Annotated in this window: 17 protein-coding genes; 5 read left to right on the forward strand and 12 right to left on the reverse strand. The window is 73.4% G+C overall.

Annotated elements, in window-relative coordinates:
- Positions 1–61: 61 nt before the first annotated feature.
- The 3 genes from ACXVGS_RS15855 to ACXVGS_RS15865 are packed head-to-tail and all read right to left on the reverse strand — an operon-like array spanning position 62 to position 4,356.
- Positions 62–2,284 carry an FtsX-like permease family protein gene (locus ACXVGS_RS15855; RefSeq protein ID WP_458537167.1) on the reverse strand — a complete coding sequence of 741 codons (2,223 nt, stop codon included), beginning with the start codon at positions 2,282–2,284 and terminating at the stop codon, positions 62–64.
- Between the two features lie 18 nt (positions 2,285–2,302).
- The gene (locus ACXVGS_RS15860) at positions 2,303–3,412 is read right to left on the reverse strand and encodes an ABC transporter permease (protein WP_458528670.1); all 1,110 of its coding nucleotides are present in this window, start codon (positions 3,410–3,412) and stop codon (positions 2,303–2,305) included.
- A complete protein-coding gene (locus tag ACXVGS_RS15865; protein ID WP_458531236.1) occupies positions 3,409–4,356 on the reverse strand; it encodes an ATP-binding cassette domain-containing protein in 948 nt (315 codons plus the stop codon). Before ACXVGS_RS15865 ends, ACXVGS_RS15860 begins: the two co-directional genes overlap by 4 nt.
- Positions 4,357–4,438: 82 nt before the next feature.
- Between ACXVGS_RS15865 and ACXVGS_RS15870 the strand changes: the two genes are divergently transcribed.
- On the forward strand, positions 4,439–5,239 hold the full coding sequence (locus tag ACXVGS_RS15870; protein ID WP_458528673.1) for a DUF2127 domain-containing protein: 801 nt from the start codon (positions 4,439–4,441) through the stop codon (positions 5,237–5,239).
- 9 nt (positions 5,240–5,248) lie between these two features.
- Here ACXVGS_RS15870 and ACXVGS_RS15875 read toward each other — a convergent pair whose 3' ends face one another.
- The 4 genes from ACXVGS_RS15875 to ACXVGS_RS15890 are packed head-to-tail and all read right to left on the reverse strand — an operon-like array spanning position 5,249 to position 9,878.
- Positions 5,249–6,256 (reverse strand): GNAT family N-acetyltransferase, encoded by a 1,008-nt coding sequence (locus tag ACXVGS_RS15875; RefSeq protein ID WP_458531237.1) that lies wholly within the window; start codon positions 6,254–6,256, stop codon positions 5,249–5,251.
- A gap of 52 nt (positions 6,257–6,308) precedes the next feature.
- Positions 6,309–7,682: a WS/DGAT domain-containing protein gene (locus ACXVGS_RS15880; RefSeq protein ID WP_458533059.1), complete on the reverse strand. Its 1,374-nt coding sequence runs from the start codon at positions 7,680–7,682 to the stop codon at positions 6,309–6,311.
- Positions 7,683–7,686: 4 nt separating this feature from the next.
- Positions 7,687–8,649, reverse strand: a complete 963-nt coding sequence (gene meaB / locus ACXVGS_RS15885) for a methylmalonyl Co-A mutase-associated GTPase MeaB (protein WP_458528676.1) — start codon at positions 8,647–8,649, stop codon at positions 7,687–7,689.
- A 26-nt stretch (positions 8,650–8,675) separates the two neighbouring features.
- Positions 8,676–9,878, reverse strand: coding sequence for an acetyl-CoA C-acetyltransferase (locus tag ACXVGS_RS15890; protein WP_458528677.1), 1,203 nt, complete (start codon positions 9,876–9,878; stop codon positions 8,676–8,678).
- A gap of 127 nt (positions 9,879–10,005) precedes the next feature.
- Here ACXVGS_RS15890 and mce point away from each other — a divergent pair, with 127 nt between their 5' ends.
- Complete coding sequence (gene mce, locus ACXVGS_RS15895; protein ID WP_458531240.1) at positions 10,006–10,449, forward strand: methylmalonyl-CoA epimerase; 444 nt, start codon at positions 10,006–10,008, stop codon at positions 10,447–10,449.
- Positions 10,450–10,455: 6 nt separating this feature from the next.
- Here the strand turns inward: mce and ACXVGS_RS15900 are convergent, their stop codons facing one another.
- A complete protein-coding gene (locus ACXVGS_RS15900) occupies positions 10,456–11,700 on the reverse strand; it encodes a glycoside hydrolase family 15 (protein WP_458528679.1) in 1,245 nt (414 codons plus the stop codon).
- A 152-nt stretch (positions 11,701–11,852) separates the two neighbouring features.
- On the opposite strand from ACXVGS_RS15900, the gene ACXVGS_RS15905 reads away from it, so the two are divergent.
- From ACXVGS_RS15905 to ACXVGS_RS15915, 3 genes are all read left to right on the forward strand, one after another.
- A complete protein-coding gene (locus ACXVGS_RS15905) occupies positions 11,853–12,647 on the forward strand; it encodes a polysaccharide deacetylase family protein (RefSeq protein ID WP_458528680.1) in 795 nt (264 codons plus the stop codon).
- Between the two features lie 142 nt (positions 12,648–12,789).
- The gene (gene ccrA, locus ACXVGS_RS15910; RefSeq protein ID WP_458531242.1) at positions 12,790–14,127 is read left to right on the forward strand and encodes a crotonyl-CoA carboxylase/reductase; all 1,338 of its coding nucleotides are present in this window, start codon (positions 12,790–12,792) and stop codon (positions 14,125–14,127) included.
- Positions 14,128–14,195: 68 nt separating this feature from the next.
- Positions 14,196–15,542 (forward strand): AI-2E family transporter, encoded by a 1,347-nt coding sequence (locus ACXVGS_RS15915; protein ID WP_458531243.1) that lies wholly within the window; start codon positions 14,196–14,198, stop codon positions 15,540–15,542.
- 6 nt (positions 15,543–15,548) lie between these two features.
- On the opposite strand, the gene ACXVGS_RS15920 is transcribed toward ACXVGS_RS15915, so the two are convergent.
- From ACXVGS_RS15920 to ACXVGS_RS15935, 4 genes are all read right to left on the reverse strand, one after another.
- Positions 15,549–16,289, reverse strand: a complete 741-nt coding sequence (locus tag ACXVGS_RS15920; protein WP_458528682.1) for an alpha/beta hydrolase — start codon at positions 16,287–16,289, stop codon at positions 15,549–15,551.
- Positions 16,286–16,609, reverse strand: a complete 324-nt coding sequence (locus ACXVGS_RS15925; protein WP_458528683.1) for a hypothetical protein — start codon at positions 16,607–16,609, stop codon at positions 16,286–16,288. Before ACXVGS_RS15925 ends, ACXVGS_RS15920 begins: the two co-directional genes overlap by 4 nt.
- 101 nt (positions 16,610–16,710) lie before the next feature.
- Positions 16,711–17,241, reverse strand: coding sequence for a sigma-70 family RNA polymerase sigma factor (locus ACXVGS_RS15930; RefSeq protein WP_458532544.1), 531 nt, complete (start codon positions 17,239–17,241; stop codon positions 16,711–16,713).
- Positions 17,242–17,243: 2 nt separating this feature from the next.
- Entirely contained in the window at positions 17,244–18,710 is a 1,467-nt protein-coding gene (locus tag ACXVGS_RS15935) for a hypothetical protein (protein WP_458528685.1), read from the reverse strand.
- Positions 18,711–18,813 lie beyond the last annotated feature (103 nt).

Below are 18,813 nucleotides of genomic sequence, written 5' to 3' on the forward strand. Positions count from 1 at the left end.
CCCTGGGGCGGCGACGGGACCTGGCTGCCCGGTGACGGCTCCGGTCCCCGGCCGGACGACGTCACCGCCACCGGGGACGGGTCCTCGCTGCGGATCCACTACTCCGATGCCGCGTCCCCTGAGGTCGTCCTGCAGCACGCGTCGACGCCGGTGAACCTGCCGGCCCTGCTCGCCGGGTCCCTGCCGCCGGGATCGGGCCGAGGTCCAGGCTGCGGCGCGAGCCGTCGGCGAGGACGAGCTGCATCCCCAGCCGCGGGAGTCGCTGGGACAGGGGCAGCCCGTCGGTCGGCGCCCCCGGGGGGTCGGTGGCGACGCTCTCGCCGGCCACGGTCAGGTGCAGCTGCCCGCCGGTGAGCACCAGGGGCGCGACGGCCGGCGCCGCGAGCCGCGCCCACGGGAGTGCCGCCGCGTCCTGGCCCGGGAACTGGGCGATCCGCGCGAACTGGTCCGGGACGACCGCCTGGGTCGTCGTGCTGCCCTCGCCGACGGTCCCCACCCGCACCACCGGGGTGGCGAGGCGCCCGGTGGGGTCGACCGTGGCCAGGGCCGAGCGCACCGCCGGCACCGAGCCGGTGAGGACGTCGATGACCGCGGGCGCGCCCACCTCGGCCATCGCGCGGGCCCGCCGGCTCTGCTCCCCCACCACGAGGGCGTCGCTGGCGAAGACCACGAGGGCAGTGGCCACGGTGATGGTGGTGACGACCCGGCGCACCGCCGGACGCCGGGCGATCTGCAGGGCGGTGAGCCCGCGCCGCACCCGGCCGCGCGCGAGGGCCCGCCGGCCGGCCGCCGCCGTCACGGGCACCAGGACGTGGGCGAGCAGCAGGCCGACGGCCAGCGCCAGCAGCGCGGGTGTGGCCAGGGCCAGGGGGCCGGACAGGTTGCCACTCACCAGGGCCAGCACGCCGGCTGCGGCGAGGGCGAGCACCGCGGCGTCGACGACCCCCAGCGCCCAGCCGTGCCGACGGGCGGGGACCCGGCGCAGCAGGGCCACGATCGGCTCACGGGTGGCGGTGCGGGTGGCGAGCAGGACCGCGAGGAGGGACACCACGGCTGCCACGAGCGCGGCGAGGGGCGCGCCGACGGGGAGCTCGAACGGCACACCCGGGACGAGCCACACCTGCCTCGCGAGCACGCTGAGTCCGATGGCGAGGACGAAGCCGACGGGGACACCGGCGAGCACCATCGCCCCGAGCTCACCGAACAGCAGGCGCCGCGCCCCGCCGGGACCTCGCCCGCGCAGCCGGGCCAGCGCCACCTCGGGGCGGCGCTGCTCGATGGCTGCCACGAGGACGAGCCACAGCACCACCAGGGCCAGCATCCCGAGCTGGGCCATGAGCAGCGGCACGATCACGGCCGCCTGCTGGCGGCCGGTGGCGACGTCGGCCGCGATCGCGGGCAGGCCGGACCTCGCGGTGACGGACTTGCCGTTGCCGAGGGCCGCGGCCTGGACCCCGGTCACGGCCCGGGCGACCCCGGGCAGCTCGTCGGCGCCGACCGCCGGCTCGCGCAGCGGCAGGTCGACCTCGTTGGCCGGAGCCATCCAGCCCTTGGTCGGGTCGGTCGTGCCGTCAGAGGGGATGTACCTCCCGTCGGGGCCCGGCCCGCCGGCCGTGGGGCTGTCGCCGGTCATCGTCGCGCCGGCGGTGACCCACGTGTCCAGCGACTCCTGGCCGGTGAACGGGTCGGAGGTCCCGGCGCGGCCGCCGAGCAGCTGGCCGAACCAGTACTCCCCGGGCTGCTGCCGATAGGTCCCGGTGACGGTCAGCATCTTGTGCGGGGCGTCCCGGCCGACGACCCCCGGCACGACCTCGGTGACCAGCAGCCGCTGGCCCAGGTGCCACGAGCGAAGCGTGGCGTCCGCGGCGGTCACCGCCACCTCGCCCCGCGCGGTCGGGCACCGGCCGGACACCACGGTGATGTGCGCGCAGATGTCGGTCCGGGTCGTGAGGAAGCCGGTCGGCGCGCCGGCCATGCTGTCGTCCCCGAGGTCCAGGCGCACGGTCGTGCTGGCCAGCGGCGGCCTGGAGGCCTGCGCCAGGGACGCCGGCACGAGGGCGGTCAGCTCCTGAACGGACATCCGCCGGCTGGTGTCCCGACCCGTGGAGGAAGTCAGCACCAGCCCGGTCGTGGAGTCCGGGGCGCGGTCGAGCGCCCTGCGGACCAGCGCCTGGTCCAGTGCCCGCTCATACAGCGGGGCGAAGCACAGGCACACGGTGATCAGGGCGGCGAGGCCGGCGATGACCAGTCCCTGCGCCCGCCGGTACCTCATGGCAGCCCACATGTCGTCCTTCTTCCTTGGTCAGTCCACGTCCCAGCGGAAGAACCGCGAGGCGATGAACGTGACGACGGCCGCGAAGCCGAGCAGGATCGCCATCGGCGCCACGATCGAGCCGGCGCCCTGGCCGCGGGCAAGCACGCCGATCATGGCGTCGTTCATGTGCCGGAGCGGCATCACCTGGCTGACCGTCTGCAGCCACGACGGCGCCTGCGAGATGTCGAAGAACGTGCCGGACAGGAACGACATCGGCAACACGATGAAGTTGGCCAGGGCGCTGGCGGCCTCCTCGGTCTTGGCGATCGAGCCCACGAGGAGCCCGATCGACAGGAACGCCAAGGTGCCCGCGACGAGCAGCGGGACGCACAGCCAGGCCGAGCCGTCGAGGCGCAGCCCGTAGACCGGCAGGGAGGCGATGACGAAGAACAGCGCCGCCTGGGCGAACGCGGTCAGCAGTGAGACCCCCACCCGCGCCCCGACGATGGCCGAGACCGGCACGGGCGCCAGCCGCAGCTTGCGCAGCACCTGCCGGCGTCGCCAGCCCACGATCGTCATGGATGCCCCGAACGCCGCCGAGAAGGCGATGCCCCATGACAGCAGCCCCGGAGTGAGGAACTGGATCGGCTTGAGCTCGGCGTTCTCGACCTGCTGGGACACCAGCGTCGTCCTCGGCGGCTGGCCGGTGGCGGCGACGTTGCTGCGGTCGACGACGGCGTTGAGGATCCCCTGGATCGTGGCGGCCTTGACCCGGTCGCTGGCCGCGTAGCGCAGCTCTACCGTGCCGCCCCGCTGGCGCACCACCGCCGGGATGTCGCCGTTGCGAACGGCGGCGACGGCCTTGTCCCACGTCGGGAAGGTCTTCGTCGCGAACACGTCCTTGGGCAGCTGCTCCACCAGGGCCCCGGTGCCGACCACGCCGAGGTCCTGCCGGCTCGCCTTGTCGTCGCTGAAGACCAGGCCGAAGACGACGAGGAACATCAGCGGGAAGAAGAACGTGAAGAACAGCGCGGTCCGGTCCCGCATGAAGCCGCGCAGCATGGCCAGGCCCAGCGTGCGCAGCTGGTGCCAGGTCGACGGCGCGTATGCCGTGTGGCCGGCCTCGACGGCCGCCGGGGCGGGCGCGGTGGTGGTCATGCGCGGTACTCCCGTCCCGTCAGGTGCAGGAAGACGTCCTCGAGGGTGGCCGTGCGGACGCTCACCCCGTCGAGGTGGTGGCGCTCGGCGAGCGCCTGGATGAGGGTCGCGGGGTCGCGGGTGGCGATCACCGTCTCGCCCTGGCCGGCCCGGACCTCGTCGGCACCGGGCAGCTGGCGCGCCTCGGCCTCGGACAGGCCGGCCTCCGGCAGCGCCACCCGGGTCGCGGCGTGCAGGCCGCGGACCAGCGCGGCCGGGGTGTCCAGGGCCAGGACGCGCCCGGCGTCCATGATCGCGACCCGGTCGCACAGCGCCTCGGCCTCGTCGAGGTAGTGGGTGGTGTAGACGACGGTGGTGCCCCGCTGCTGGATCAGCCGCAGCAGGTCCCACAGGTTGCGCCGGGCCTGCGGGTCCAGCGCCGCGGTCGGCTCGTCGAGGAAGACGACCTCCGGCTCGTGCACCAGGGCGCAGGCGATCGAGAGCCGCTGCCGCTGGCCGCCCGAGAGCTTCTCGTCGCGGGTGTCGGCCTTGTCCGTCAGGCCGACGACCTCCAGCATCTCGTCGGCCCGGGAGGCCGGGACGCCGTAGAGCGAGCCGAAGGAGCGGATCTGCTCGCGCGCCGTGAGCTTGTCGAAGAACGCCGAGGCCTGCAGCTGCACGCCCAGCCGGGGCAGCAGGCGCGGGTTGCGCGGCCAGGGGCTCTCCCCCAGCACGCTGACCCGACCGGCGTCCGGCTCGCGGATGCCCTCGACCATCTCCAGCGTGGTCGTCTTGCCGGCACCGTTCGGCCCGAGGATGCCGAAGAACTCCCCCCGCCGGACGCTGAAGGACACCCCGTCCACGGCCGTGGTGTCGCCGTACCGCTTGACGAGGTCCTCGACCTCGATCGCGGTGCCCGCGCCGGCGCGCTGCCGGTCCATCAATCCGGCCCCCGGTTCCGTCATGGGCCCGACCCTAGGGCCCAGACCCGCGCGCGAGCAGGTCATTTGTCAGGTTCCGCGCCGCCGGCCGACGTAGGCTCGACCCGTGGCCAGAGGACCCCTGCGGCACTTCGACTGGAACCTGCGCTCGTGCGGGCGGCACGGCCATGAGACGTATGCCCCCGACGAGGAGGCCCTGGCGCAGCGCCTCCACGCGTCGACGCCGGCAGGGGACGCGTGGCGGTGCCTGCGCTGCGGGGACTGGGTCCTCGGCGAGCCCCGCCACCGCGGCCCCGCCGACCAAGCGCCGATCGTCCTGCGTGGCAGGGCCCTGCGGGACGCGTTCGTGCTGCGCTTCCTGGCTCTCGAGCGGGCGCTCCGTGGGCTGCTACTGGTCGCCCTGGCCTACGGCGTCTGGCGCTTCGACGGCTCACGCCTGGCCCTGCAGAAGGTCTTCGACTCCTACCTGCCGACCCTGCGCCCCCTGGCCGACCGGCTGGGGGTGGACCTGCAGAACGCCGGCCCGGTGCACCTGATCCAGCGCGCTTTCGCCGCCTCCCACTCGACGCTGCTGCTGGTGGCCCTGGGCGTCCTCGCCTATGGCGCCCTCGAGCTGCTGGAGGCCGTGGGCCTGTGGTTGATGAAGCGCTGGGGCGAGTACGTCGCTGTCGTCGGCACCGCGGTGTTCATCCCGCTGGAGGTCTACGAGCTGGTCGAGAAGGTCACGTGGCTGCGTATCGCCGCGTTCGCCCTGAACGTCTTTGCCGTCGTCTACATCCTGTGGACCAAGCGCCTGTTCGGCGTCCGCGGTGGGCGGGCAGCCTTCGACGCCGAGCGCCACAGCGAGTCGCTGCTGGAGGTCGAGCGGGCGGCGGCGCGTGGCGAGACGGCCGTGGCAGCCCGCTGAGGTGCCGGGTCAGCCGTCGATCCGGCGCTGGAACTCGGGGAGCAGCTCGACGACCCGGAAGCCGAGCGCCTCGTTGATGGCGATCATGTGCGCGTTGACGTCGGCGTTGCCGGTGTGGACCAGGCGAGCCCACGGCCAGGACCGTTGCAGGGCCTGCAGGTTGCTGACCTTGAGGCCCAGGCCCAGCCTGTGCCCCCGGTGGTCGCCGCGCACCATGGTGCCCCACTGGTGCACGTGCTCCGGCTCGTCCGGGGTCACGGCGAGGTCGGTGTAGGCGACCACCTCACCGCTGCCCGCGATGGCCAAGGTGGTCAGCCTCACCCGGCCCTGCTCGCGCAGCCGCACCTCGCGCTCGCGGTAGAGCTCCGGCGTCTCCGCCTCGGGCTCGTAGTCGATCTCGCCCGTGGGCGCGTCGACCGTGAGGTGGTTGCGCACGTGGCACAGGGAGGGCAGCAGCTCCTCGGGCACGTCCCCCGCGAACGTCTCCAGCCGGTATGCCGTGTGGCTGGGCGCCGCGGAGGCGGCCAGATCGTCCAGGCGCCGGTCCGCGACGGGCAGGTCGAGGACCCGGTGCACCTCGGTGCTGGCCAGGCGGAAGCCGTGCCGCTCGGCGAACCGGCGGTAGCCGTGGTCGGCGGCCGCAGCCTCGGGGTAGGCCGACTCGGTGAGCAGGACCGTGCGGCCGGCCTCGGCGCAGCAGGCGACGACCTGCTCGGCCAGGGCCGAGCCGACGCCCCGGCCGCGGTGCCGTGGCTCGACGCAGACCTGCAGCCAGCACTTGTCGGTGTTGTCGACCAGGGACTCCCAGACCCAGGCCATGCCTACGACGGCGGGCCCCTCCCAGGCCGCCCAGGCGCCCATCCACTCCCCCGGCGCGGGGTTGCGCAGGTCGACGGCCAGCTCCCGCAGCGGCCACGGCGGGGCGTACGGACGCTCGAACCGCAGGGCGGCGTCCAGGACCGCGTGGGCCTGGCCGAGCTCGGCGTCGTCGTGGACGTCCACCTGACGGATCTGCACGTACTTCAGGCTAGGAGCGCCGGACCGCCGGCTCACCCGGTTTTCGCCCCGGTCATCGCAGGGAGTCGGCCACCTCGTCCTGGAACGCCTGCAGCAGCGCCGGCGCGTCGGGGATGACCCGCTCGTCGCACGCGAAGCCCACCACCACCGAGCCGGCGTAGCTGAAGATGCTGACCGAGATCGGCTGGTGCGAGGTGGACGGCGCCCAGGCCACCATCCCGGCCACCGGCGCGCCGGCGAAGGTGACCTGCTCGCGCGGGCCCGGCACGTTGGTGAGCACCCCCACCGACTGGTTGGCGACGAGGTCGGTGAGGAACCGCGCGACCGGGCGCGGGGTCTGGCTGCCCACCTGCTGCACGGCATACATCAGGGCCGCGGTGTGCGAGTCGCGCAGCGTGCCGGTGCGGCGCTGGAGCAGCGCGATCCGCTCGGTCAGCGGTTCCTGGCCCGAGGGCAGCTCCAGCGGGACCACCGCGAAGTGGTTGCCGAGGGTCTCGGGCAGGTTGTGGTCGAACGGCTTGAGGTTGACCGGCATGAGCCACGTGGTGGGGACCGGCTCCTCGCCACGGGCCGTGAGGTAGCGGGCGAGGGCGCCGGCCAGCCACGTGGTCAGCACGTCGTTGACCGTGCCCCCGGTCCGGCGGCCCACCTCCTTGACCCGCTCCAGCGGCACCGGGTCGCCCCAGACCACGCTCTTTCGCTCGCCCAGCGGTCCCCGCCAGGCAGCCGGGACCTCGGCCGGCAGCGACAGCAACGGGATCACCGCCGCGAGGGTGTGCCGGGCACGGTCGGCCTGCACCAGGGCCTGCTCCGCGAGCCCTCCGGCGGCGTCGGCGAGCGGACGCGCCAGCGGGCCGGCGACCGGGACCCGGTCGAGCACCGCGCCGGTGAGGGAGCGAAGGCCGCTGAGCAGCGAGGCCCCCGGCGCCGGGGAGACGGTGCGGGGCGTCGTCCCCGCGGCCGGATGCTCCCCGTCGAAGAGGCCGAGGGCGACCTGGGTCAGCCGGATCCCGTCGGCGATCGCGTGGTGCAGCCGGATGACGACGGCCGACCCGCCGTCGAGCTCGGGGACGACGTGGGCGCGCCACAGCGGACGGTCCCCGGGCAGGGGCACGCCGCGCTGCTCACTCAGGAACCGCTCGAGCCCGACCATCCCCGGCTCCGGGAGGGTGGCCGGCAGGACGTGCCGGCCCAGGTCGAAGTCCGGGTCCGGCTCCCATGCCGCCCTCGCACCCAGCACCGGCGCGGGGACCGGACGGGACCGGAACGTGGGGAACCGGTCGACCATCCGCGCCTGCAGCGCCTCGCGGGCCTGCGCCAGGGTCACCGGCGTGGACGTCCAGAAGACGCAGTCGATGGTCATGAGGTTGTCGGGCCGGTCCATGTTCAGCCACAGCGTGTCCTGCACGGACATCCGACGGGTCATGACGTCACGTGAGCGCGGCGACGACCTGGTCGGCGGCGGCGTAGGGGTCGGTGCTGCCGTCGACGACCTGCGCGGCGAGCTCGTCGACGCCGTTGCCGTGGCGCAGGTCGCCCATCCGCTGGCGCAGGGCCTGCAGCGCGATCGCCTCGATCTCGTCGCCCGCGCGGCGCACCCGCCGCTCGCGCAGCACCCCGGTGGACTCCATCCAGGCGAAGTGCTTGTCGATGGACTCCATGACCTCGTCGACGCCTTCGCCTTGTGCCGCAACGGTCTTGACGACCGGGGGCCGCCACAGGTTGGGCTCGGTGCGGTCGCCGAGGCTGATCATGTGGCGGATGTCGCGCACCGTTGCGTCGGCGCCGTCGCGGTCGGCCTTGTTGACGACGAACAGGTCACCGATCTCCAGGATGCCGGCCTTGGCGGCCTGGATGCCGTCACCCATGCCTGGCGCCAGCAGCACGATAGTCGTGTCGGCCAGCCCCGCGATCTCCACCTCGCTCTGGCCCACCCCGACGGTCTCGACGAGGACCACCTCGCAGCCGGCGGCGTCCAGCACCCGCAGCGCCTGCGGCGTCGTCCACGACAGGCCGCCGAGGTGGCCGCGGCTGGCCATCGACCGGATGTAGACCTCGGGGTCGAGTGCGTGGTCCTGCATGCGCACCCGGTCGCCGAGCAGGGCCCCGCCGGAGAACGGCGAGGACGGGTCCACGGCGAGGACGCCGACGCGCTGCCCGCGGGCGCGGAAGGCCCCCACGAGCGCGTTGGTCGAGGTCGACTTGCCCACGCCGGGGCTGCCGGTGATCCCGATGACGTGCGCCCGGCCGGTGTGCGGGGCCAGGGCGGCCATCACCTCCCGCAGCGCGGGGTGGCCGTCCTCGACCAGGGAGATCAGCCGCGCGACGGCACGCGGCGAACCCGCCCTGGCCGACTCGACCAGGGCGGGCACGTCAACGGGGCGCGATGCCATGGGCTCGCTCTCTGTCGCGGGGGGACTCAGGCCTGCGGGACGCGGACGATCAGGGCGTCGCCCTGCCCGCCGCCGCCACACAGCGCCGCCGCGCCGACCCCGCCGCCGCGGCGCTTGAGCTCGAGGGCCAGGTGCAGCGCGATCCGCGCACCCGACATGCCGATCGGGTGGCCGAGGGCGATCGCACCGCCGTTGACGTTGACGATCTCGGGGTCGATGCCCAGCTCCTTGGTGGAGGCCAGGCCGACCGCGGCGAACGCCTCGTTGATCTCGACCAGGTCGAGGTCGGCGGGCGTGATGCCCTCCTTCTCGCAGGCCAGTGCGATGGCGCGCGCCGGCTGGCTCTGCAGCGAGGAGTCGGGGCCGGCGACGACGCCGTGGGCGCCGATCTCGGCGATCCAGGACAAGCCGAGCTCCTGCGCCTTGGCCTTGCTCATGACGACCACGGCGGCGGCGCCGTCGGAGATCTGCGAGGCGGAGCCGGCCGTGATCGTGCCGTCCTTGCTGAACGCAGGACGCAGCTTGCCCAGGGACTCCGCGGTCGTGTCGGCCCGGATGCCCTCGTCGGACTTGAACTCGATCGGGTCGCCCTTGCGCTGCGGGATCGAGACCGGCACGACCTCGTCGTCGAACAGCCCGTCCTTCCAGGCCTTCGCCGCCAGCTGGTGGCTGCGGGCCGAGAACTCGTCCTGCTGCTCGCGGGTGAACTGCTGCTCGCCGGTGTTGGCCTGCTCGGTCAGCAGACCCATCGCCTGGTCGGTGAAGGCGTCCCACAGGCCGTCGAAGGCCATGTGGTCGCGCATGGTGACGTCGCCGTACTTGAAGCCCTCACGGGACTTCTCGAGGAAGTGCGGGGCGTTGGTCATCGACTCCTGGCCACCGGCCACGACGACCTCGAACTCACCGGCGCGGATCAGCTGGTCGGCCAGCGCGATCGCGTCGATGCCGGAGAGGCAGACCTTGTTGATGGTGAGCGCCGGGACGGTCATCGGGATGCCGGCCTTGACCGCGGCCTGGCGGGCGGGGATCTGGCCGGCCCCGGCCTGGAGCACCTGGCCCATGATCACGTAGTCGACCTGGTCACCGCTGACCCCGGCCTTGTCCAGCGCGCCCTTGATGGCGATCCCGCCAAGGTCCGCGCCCGAGAAGCCCTTCAGCGAGCCGAGCAGGCGACCCATCGGGGTCCGCGCACCTGCGACGATGACTGAAGTGGGACGGTCCGTGCTCATGCCAAGCCTCCAACGCCAGGGGTGGTTTCAGCGTCACTCTAGCCCGCGCGATACCGCCGCGAACCGTGGTGAGGGCCACAGCCACGGCTGCTGTCCGCGGCCGGGGCGGCTGCCTAGTCTGGCGGGCATGTCAGCCCTCCCGACGCACCTGTTCACGGCCATCGACCACGTCGGCGTGGCCGTCGCCGACCTCGACGAGGCCATCGCGTTCTACCGCGACACCTACGGCATGGCACTGGCCCACGAGGAGGTCAACGAGGAGCAGGGGGTGCGCGAGGCGATGATGGCCGTGGGCGAGTCCGGCTCCTGCATCCAGCTCCTCGCGCCGCTGTCCCCCGCCTCGACGATCGCCAAGTTCCTCGAGCGCTCCGGCCCGGGCATGCAGCAGCTCGCTTACCGGGTCGAGGACATCGACGCCGTATGCCGGGTGCTGCGCGAGCGCGGACTGCGGCTGCTCTACGACGTGCCCAAGCGGGGGACGTCCAACAGCCGCGTCAACTTCATCCACCCCAAGGACGCCGGGGGCATCCTCGTCGAGCTGGTGGAGCCCGCGTCGGGCTCCGGGCACTGACAGGGCTCAGGCCCGGCCGAGGTTCACGGTGCCGCGGTGGCGGTCCTGCGGCTGCTCACCGACGGAACCGGTCGGCATCCCGGCTGCGGTGAGCACCACGAGGGCGGAGGTCCAGGCCAGCGGGGCGGGCCCGGCAGGTGCGCCACTGCCCAGCACCTTCTCGGGCAGGCTCCCCCACGAGGTGCGGTGCGCCTGCAGCCAGTCCATCCAGTGCTCGGCCTGCCGGGTGCGTCCACTCATGGCCGCGGTGTAGCCCGCGAGAGCGGTCTCCGGCGTCCACGAGATGCCGTCCAGCCGCCACGCCGTGCCCGGCGCCAGTCCCCCGGCCGGGCGCAGGGCCTCGTCCTGGTAGTCGTTCCACCGGCGCTGCACGGCCGGCGTCGCGGTGGCGGTGAACGGTGGCATGAGGAAGCACACCGCGGCGTCGAGGCCGCCGTACTGCCCGAAACGCTCGAAGCGGCCGCCGAACTGCTGCGTCAGCGCCGCGGCGAGCCGGTCCGCAGCCGTGCCCGACCGCTGCGCGAGCCTGGTCTCCCCGAGCGAGGCGTAGAGGCGCTCACTGGCCCGCAGGCCGGCGAGCAACGGCGCGACGGTGCCCAGGGAGGTGCCCGACACCGGCACCTCCCAGTAGTCGGGCGAGGGGTGCGGCAGGCGTCGACCGACGTCGGTGACCGCCAGGACGAAGCGGGTCGAGTCGTCCAGCAGTGGCCGCAGCGACGCGGCGGTGACGGACCGACCGCTCACCCTGGACACCTGCTCCAGGGACCACAGCGCCCAGCCCGCACCGTCGGACTGCCGCGGCCGCCGGTCCGGCGGGCCGCTGCCATCGAGCCGGTAGCGGGCCTGGAAGCCGCCGTCCGGCAGCCGCACGCGTTGCAGGAACCGCAGCGCCTGCTCCGCGTCCTGCACGTGCCCGGAGTGGGCCAGCGCGGCGGCGACGAAGGCGGTGTCGCGTGGCCACGCGTAGTTCCAGCCGTTGACCGGTCCGGCGGCGACGGCTCCGCCGGGCCCGGTGAGGCGGTGCAGGTCGAGCAGGGCCGCGCGCACCATGGGGCGCCACCGCCGGCCCTCCCCGGGCACGGTGCCCTCGGCGAGCCACGCCTCATCCCCGGCGGCCTCGTCGCTGGGGCGCCAACCCCGGCTCCATCCCGGACCCGTGGCGAGCCTCGGCTGGGCCGGCGCAGGTCCGGGGTTGAGGCCCACGAGGACAGCGGTCAACAGCAGCGTGATCACGCCCGCTGCGGACACCATGCCGCGCCTCACCCTGCCGCCCCCTTGACACTGGTCTCACTGTCCCGCCCCTGTGCCGCCAAGTCTGGCACCTCGGAGCACGTGCCGTCCGGGCATTCCGGGCAGTTGACGGCAGGAGGTCGGCCTGCCGCCCGTACGATCCCTGTGTGGGGATGAGGCGACGAGACCTACTGACCGGTGCCGGCGGAGCCGCCGCCGGGGCGCTCGGGCTGTTCGCGGCGGACCGCGCCGTCGCAGCCCCGGAGAGCACGCACCTGCCGTTCTACGGCGGCTATGCCTCGGGCGTCCGGCCCGACCTGTCCGCCCCGCACGCCCCCTCCGGGACCGTGATCTGGTCCGGGCAGACCACCACGCGCCGGGTCGCGCTGACCTTTGACGACGGGCCCATGCCCGACTGGACCCCGCGCGTGCTCGAGGCGCTGTCCCGGCATGACGTCCCGGCGACGTTCTTCGTCAAGGGCATCAACGTGCGCCGGCACGGGGCCATCCACCGCGAGTCCGTCGGCCGGCACGAGATCGGCAACCACACCTGGGACCACCCCGACCTCGCCCGGCTCGACCACGCCGCCTGCACCGGCCAGCTGCAGCGCACCACGGCCGAGATCGAGGACGCCTACGGGGTGCGCCCGACCCTGTTCCGTCCGCCCTACGGGCACCTCGCCGGGTCGTCGCTGCTCGCCGCCGCCGAGCAGCAGCTCACCACCGTGCTCTGGAGCGCCCAGATGCGCGAGAACCTCTACGTCCGGCACCCCGAGGGCATCACCGGCTACATCCGCAGCGTGGTGCGACCGGGGTCGGTGGTCCTCGCCCACGACACCGGTCCCGCGGACCGTCTGGTGACCATCGACCACCTCGACGCGATCATCACCGGGCTGAAGGCCGACGGCTACGAGCTGACGACGGTCTCGGCCCTGTGCGGGCTGACCGGCTCCACCGCCCGCGGCTGAGGAGGGACGGGCGACGCCGGTGATGCAGGTCACCGTGTGGCCGGGCTCTCAGTCCCTGCCCAAGAGCGGGTACCCGACAGTAGTTTCGGCCGCAGCCCACGCGTGACCGCGAGCCGGTCTCCCCCACCTGAGGAGTACGACCATGCAGGCCATCCGCGACGCCATCCTCTCCGGCGACCGTTCGCAGGAGACCTTCGCCAACCTGGAGATCCCGCAGTCCTACCGCGCCGTGACGGTGCACAAGGACGAGGCCGGGATGTTCGAGGGCCAGGCCAGCCGGGACAAGGACCCGCGCAAAAGCCTGCACCTCGACGAGGTGCCGGTGCCCGAGCTCGGCCCGGGCGAGGCGATCGTCGCCGTGATGGCCAGCGCCATCAACTACAACACCGTGTGGACCTCGATCTTCGAGCCGGTGTCGACCTTCGGCTTCCTCGAGCGCTACGGGCGCACCTCGCCGCTGGCCAAGCGGCACGACCTGCCGTACCACATCGTCGGCTCCGACCTGTCCGGCGTGGTCCTGCGCACCGGCCCCGGCGTGCACGCCTGGAAGCCCGGCGACGAGGTCGTCGCCCACTGCCTGTCCGTCGAGCTCGAGCACCCCGACGGCCACAACGACACGATGCTCGACCCGGAGCAGCGGATCTGGGGCTTCGAGACCAACTTCGGCGGCCTGGCCGAGCTGGCCCTGGTCAAGGCCAACCAGCTGATGCCCAAGCCCGACCACCTCACGTGGGAGGAGGCCGCCTCCCCCGGCCTGGTGAACAGCACGGCATACCGCCAGCTGGTCTCGCGCAACGGCGCGGGCATGAAGCTCGGTGACACCGTCCTGATCTGGGGCGCCAGCGGCGGCCTCGGCTCGTACGCGACGCAGATGGCCCTGGCATCCGGCGCCACCCCCGTCTGCGTGGTCTCCAGCCCGGACAAGGCCGACATCTGCAAGGCCATGGGCGCCGAGCTGGTCATCGACCGCAACGCCGAGGGCTACAAGTTCTGGAAGGACGAGACCACCCAGGACCCGCGGGAGTGGAAGCGGTTCGGTGCCAAGATCCGCGAGCTCACCGGCGGCAAGGACCCCGACATCGTCTTCGAGCACCCGGGCCGGGAGACCTTCGGCGCCTCGGTGTACGTCGCGCGCAAGGGCGGCACGATCGTCACCTGCGCCTCGACGTCGGGCTTCATGCACGAGTACGACAACCGCTACCTGTGGATGAACCTCAAGCGGATCATCGGCTCGCACTTCGCCAACTACCGCGAGGCCTTCGAGGCCAACGACCTGATCAACCGCGGGCTGATCCACCCGACCCTGTCCAGGACGTACGCGCTGGAGGACGTGGGCCAGGCGGCGTACGACGTCCACCGCAACCGGCACCAGGGCAAGGTCGGCGTCCTGGCCCTCGCCCCGGAGCCGGGCCTGGGCGTCAGCAACCCGGCCAAGCGCGCTCCGCTGGAGGCCGCGATCAACCGGTTCCGCAACGCCTGAGCCGTCGGGCTCGATGTGCACGCACTGGACCTCCCGCGCCGACTAGGCTCGCCGCGGGAGGTCCAGTCATGTGGGAGCGGTGGTCCGAGTTCCGTCGGCGTCAGCGGGCAACGTTGCGTGAGAGCAACCGCCTGCCCGTGGTGATCGACGACGACACGACCTACGACGACCCCGGCTGGACCGAGACCGCCGAGGAGCCGGCGACCAACGGCCGGGGCGCCACCGATGGACAGGTCACCGACGGCCAGGGCGCCGCGCCCGGCCCGACGCCCACGCCGGGGACCGGCCCTGCACCGACCCCGCACGAGGCTCCGCCCCAGACCCCGCGCCAGGCCCCCACGCAGGCGCTGCCGCAGTACGGCCTGGCCGGCCAGCCGCTGAACCGCCACTCCCCCTTCTACGTCGGGTTCGTCGGCGCGTTCGGGGTGCTCATCGCCTACGCCCTCTACAACGCCTTCCTGCAGCTGACGCAGGTCTTCACCCTCCTGCTGGTGGCGCTCTTCCTCACCCTGGCGCTGAACCCTCTGGTGGAGTGGCTGGTGCGCCGCGGGCTGCGCCGGGCGCTGGCTGTCACGGTGGTGTTCCTCGGCCTGGCCGGAGTCTTCGTCGCGGTGGGCTTCCTCGTGGTGCCGCCGGTCGCCGAGCAGGGCGGCGCCCTGGCCCAGAGCGCCCCGGACTACCTCAACAGCCTGCTGAACAACCGGGTCGTCAAGGATGTCGACAGCCACTACCACGTGGTCCAGAGCTTCCAGCACGAGTTCCAGAAGCGGGTCACCGACAGCAACTTCATGAGCCAGGTCTTCGGTGGCGTCCTCGGCGCCGGCCGGGCCGTGCTCACCGGCTTCTTCGCCTTCTTCACCGTGCTGATCCTGACGCTGTACTTCCTGGCGTCGCTGCCGCAGATCAAGCACGCGGCCTACGCGATGGTGCCGGCGAGCCGGCGCCCGCGCTTCATCTCGCTGTCCGAGGAGATCATGCGGCGGGTCGGCAGCTATGCCATCGGTCAGGTGGCGGTCGCGGCGGTCAACGCGATCTGCAGCTGGATCATGATGACGATCGTGGGCATCCCCTACGCGGCCGTCCTGGCGGTGGCCGTCGGCCTGCTCGGCCTCGTGCCGCTCGTCGGGGCGTCGCTGGGCGCTGCGGTGGTGTGCACCGTGGCCTTCTTCGACGAGCCGAAGAAGGCGATCATCGCCCTCGTCTACTACGTCGTCTACCAGCAGATCGAGAACTACGTGGTGGCGCCGCGGATCATGCAGCGCACCGTCTCGGTGCCCGGCGCCATCACAATCATCGCGGCCCTGGTCGGCGGCACCCTGCTGGGCATGCTCGGTGCTCTGCTGGCCATCCCGGTCGCCGCGGGCATGCTGCTCATCTACGAGGAGGTGCTGCTGCCCCGGCAGCGGCGTGCCTGAGCCTCGTCACTCGACCGGGCCGTGCCAGGTGTGCGGCAGCGGGACCCGGTCGGGGGCGACCACGCCGACGATCTCGTCGAGCGCCCGCCGCACGTAGTTCTCCCCGACCCACAGGTGCTTGGCGCCCTCGACGCCGACCACCTTGGCCTGCGGCACGACGGCGAACCGCTCGGCCGCCTCGGCCGGCTGCAGGTAGTCGTCGTGCTCCGGCACCAGCGCCACCAGCGGCTTGCCCCCCTGCGCCCAGGCCTGCAGGTGCTCGGGCCGGCTGAACCGCAGCGGCGGGCTGAGCAGGATCGCCCCCTCGACCGCCGGGTCGTTGCCGTACATCAGCGCCAGATCGGTGCCGAAGGACCAGCCGACCAGCCAGCGGTGCGGCAGGTCGTGGAACTCGGCGTACTCGATGGCCGCGGCCACGTCGAAGCGCTCCCCCGCCGCGTTGTCGAACGCCCCCTGCGAGGTGCCCCGGGGCGAGGACGTGCCGCGGGTGTTGAAGCGCAGCACGGCGATGTCGGCCAGCGCCGGCAGCCGGTTGGACGCCTTCTTGTAGACGTGGGAGTCCATGTAGCCGCCGTGTGTCGGCAACGGGTGCAGGGTGACCAGCGTGGCGACGGGGTCGCGGTCCAGCGGCAGCGCCAGCTCACCGACGAGGGTCAGCCCGTCGGCGGTGTGCAGCTCGATGTCCTCGCGCCGCGCCGGGAGCACCGTGTTGGCGCGTATCTCGTGGTGGCCGTGTCCGTGGGTCAACGCGTCGATCCTTGGGGTCGTCGCCGGTCGCGGGCCGACCAGCAGGGGGTGTGCCAGTGCCGTCGCTGGTCCACGCCGCCGAGTCCGTCGGCGGGCCAGGCGACGACGTGGGGGATGCCGGGGGCCACCTCCTGCTGGCAGCCCGGGCACCGGTAGGTCTTCGTCGAGCCGGCGCCGGAGACGCGGCGGACGAACCAGTCCTCACCGCCGAAGGACTCCCGGCGCTCCATGCCGCCGAGCACGCGGCCCAGGTCGAGGGGCGCCTCGCCGCCCCGGCCTCGCGGTGCACCACCGCGGCGGGGTCGGTTGCTCCGGGGCATGGGTCAAGTCTCTCAGGCCCGGACCGCGGTATGCCGCGCACGTCCGGTGACGTGCGCGGCATACCGCGGTGTCGGGTGAGGGGACGGTGCGCCCGCCCGCGTCACGGCGCGACGGGTGGCCGCGCGTCCAGCCCGGCGCGCAGCCCGGCCAGCGCCTTGGGTGCCGCGACCCTGACCGACACCGCCGAGCACCCCAGCACCTCGGCGATTCTGGCGTCGGGGAGATCGTCGTAGTAGCGCAGCACCATGACCGCCCGCTGCCGCGGAGTCAGGGTGGCGAGGAGCTGCCACATGTGGTCGCGGGTAGCGACCTCGCCCTCATGGCCCTCAATCATGCGGACCCGACCCTCGTGGGTGACGACGTCGTGGGAGACGAGCTCCCGCGAGGAACGCCGGCGCCTGCCCGAGATGAAGAGGTTGACCATGGTGCGCCGCACGTAGGCGTCGGGGCTGTCCGCTGCCTCGACCCTGCGCCACTGGAGGATCACCCTGGCCAGCGTGTCCTGGACGAGGTCCTCCGCGTCCTGACGGTGCCCGGTCAGCGCGAGGGCCGCCCCCATGAGGCGGGGCAGTGCGGCGTCGACGTAGCCCTCCGCCTCCGCGGGCTCCACCGGTCCCCACAGGTGTGCCACGCCTACCTCCCCTCCGCGGCGGGCAGCCCGGAGGCGCGCACCCGGCCGGCCACCAGGTCCGAGAGCCGGATCGCCTCGCCCTTCTCCTCGTCGCCGGGCAGGCCGCCCACGACCACCGAGACGATGAGGTCCCCGACCCGCTGCGAGGCCAGGTACTGCTGCAGTCCGCCTCCCACCGAGCGCGACAGCCAGGTGCGGGACGGGTCGGCGCCGGGCCAGCTCACCCGTTCCTGTTCGGGCAGCCACACACAGGAGCCCCTGTTCTTCTGGAGGTCGGCGAAGCGGGCCGCGCCGGTGCCGGTCTTCCAGCCGGTGACCGTGACGGTGACGGTGGGGGTCACGACACCACCGCTCCCGGAACCGGCCCAGGCCTCGTTCTGCGTGCCGGCGACCGGGTGCGGGCTGTGGTCCTTGGCCACCCCCTTGGCCTCCGCGACGAGGACCGAGTCGCAGACCTGGGCACCGGACGCGGCCGGAGTGAGCGGGCCGTCGATCGGCACGCTGTGGTAGCGCATCCCGTGGCCGAGCTGGGTGGTCGACGGGAAGAGCTGCTCCCCGAGCGCGTAGGCGTTCTCCCTCGGGTCCGGTGCCCTGGTGGTGACCGCCCCCGGGCGCGAGGCGGCGTTGGGGGCCTGCGTGCTGGTGCCGAGTGGCTTCCCCTGTGCCGGGGCGAAGCCGGCCAGCCTGGTGGCGGCCTCCTCGGCCAGGGACCGCGCGGTCTCGCTGGCGCGCCAGACGGCGTCGTCGCTGGCGAACCCCGCCACGAGCAGGTCGCCCACCCGGATGACGGCGATCGCCTGCTGGTCCGGCACGCGCGGGTCGCCCGACGTCGTGGCGAGGAAATGGGTGCTCGTGGTGCCCGGCCAGGCCACCGGCGCGAGGGTGCCGGGGAGATGGCAGGCCAGGGTGGTGTCGACCAGCTCGCGCATGGCCTGGGCGCCGGTGCCCGTGGTGAAGCCGGCAACGCTCAGGCCCGCCCGCCAGCTCGACGAGTCGTACAGCTGCCAGTCGCGGCCCGCCACCGGCTTGCGCACCTCGCCGGACCAGTCGCACGAGCCGAGGTTGCCCGTGAGCTGCGGGTCGCGGGTGTGCATGGGGACCGAGGCCGACGGCTGCGCCAGGCCCGCCGGCAGATGCTCGGGCAGCACGTCGGGGATCTCGTAGGCGCCGCCGTACGCGGCTGGGCCGGCCGTCGCCGGGGTCGTCGAGGTCGCGGTCCGCGACGGCGTGGCGGGCAGCAGGTGCGGTTGCCTGTGCGCCAGCCCGGGGACCACGACGACCGCGGCCACGACCGCGGCTGCCGCCAGCCCCGACCCCGCGGTCGTCAGCAGGGCGCGCCGCCGGCGACGGCGCTGCGCCCGTTCGCGCGCCCCGGCGTGCAGGCCGTGCAGCTCGAGCCGACGGCCCTCGCCGCGGGCGTCGTCGAAGGCCCGCCGCAGCAGGTCCTCCACCGTCTCGTCGGTCGGCATCCCGTCCCCCTCCCCGCCGCCGTGGCGGCGCCTCACTGTCCCAGACGCGATGGGGTGGTGGTCCGGTTAACCGGACCACCGCGCCGATCCGCCTCCGGACAGC

Source organism: Oryzihumus sp., from assembly GCF_054325275.1.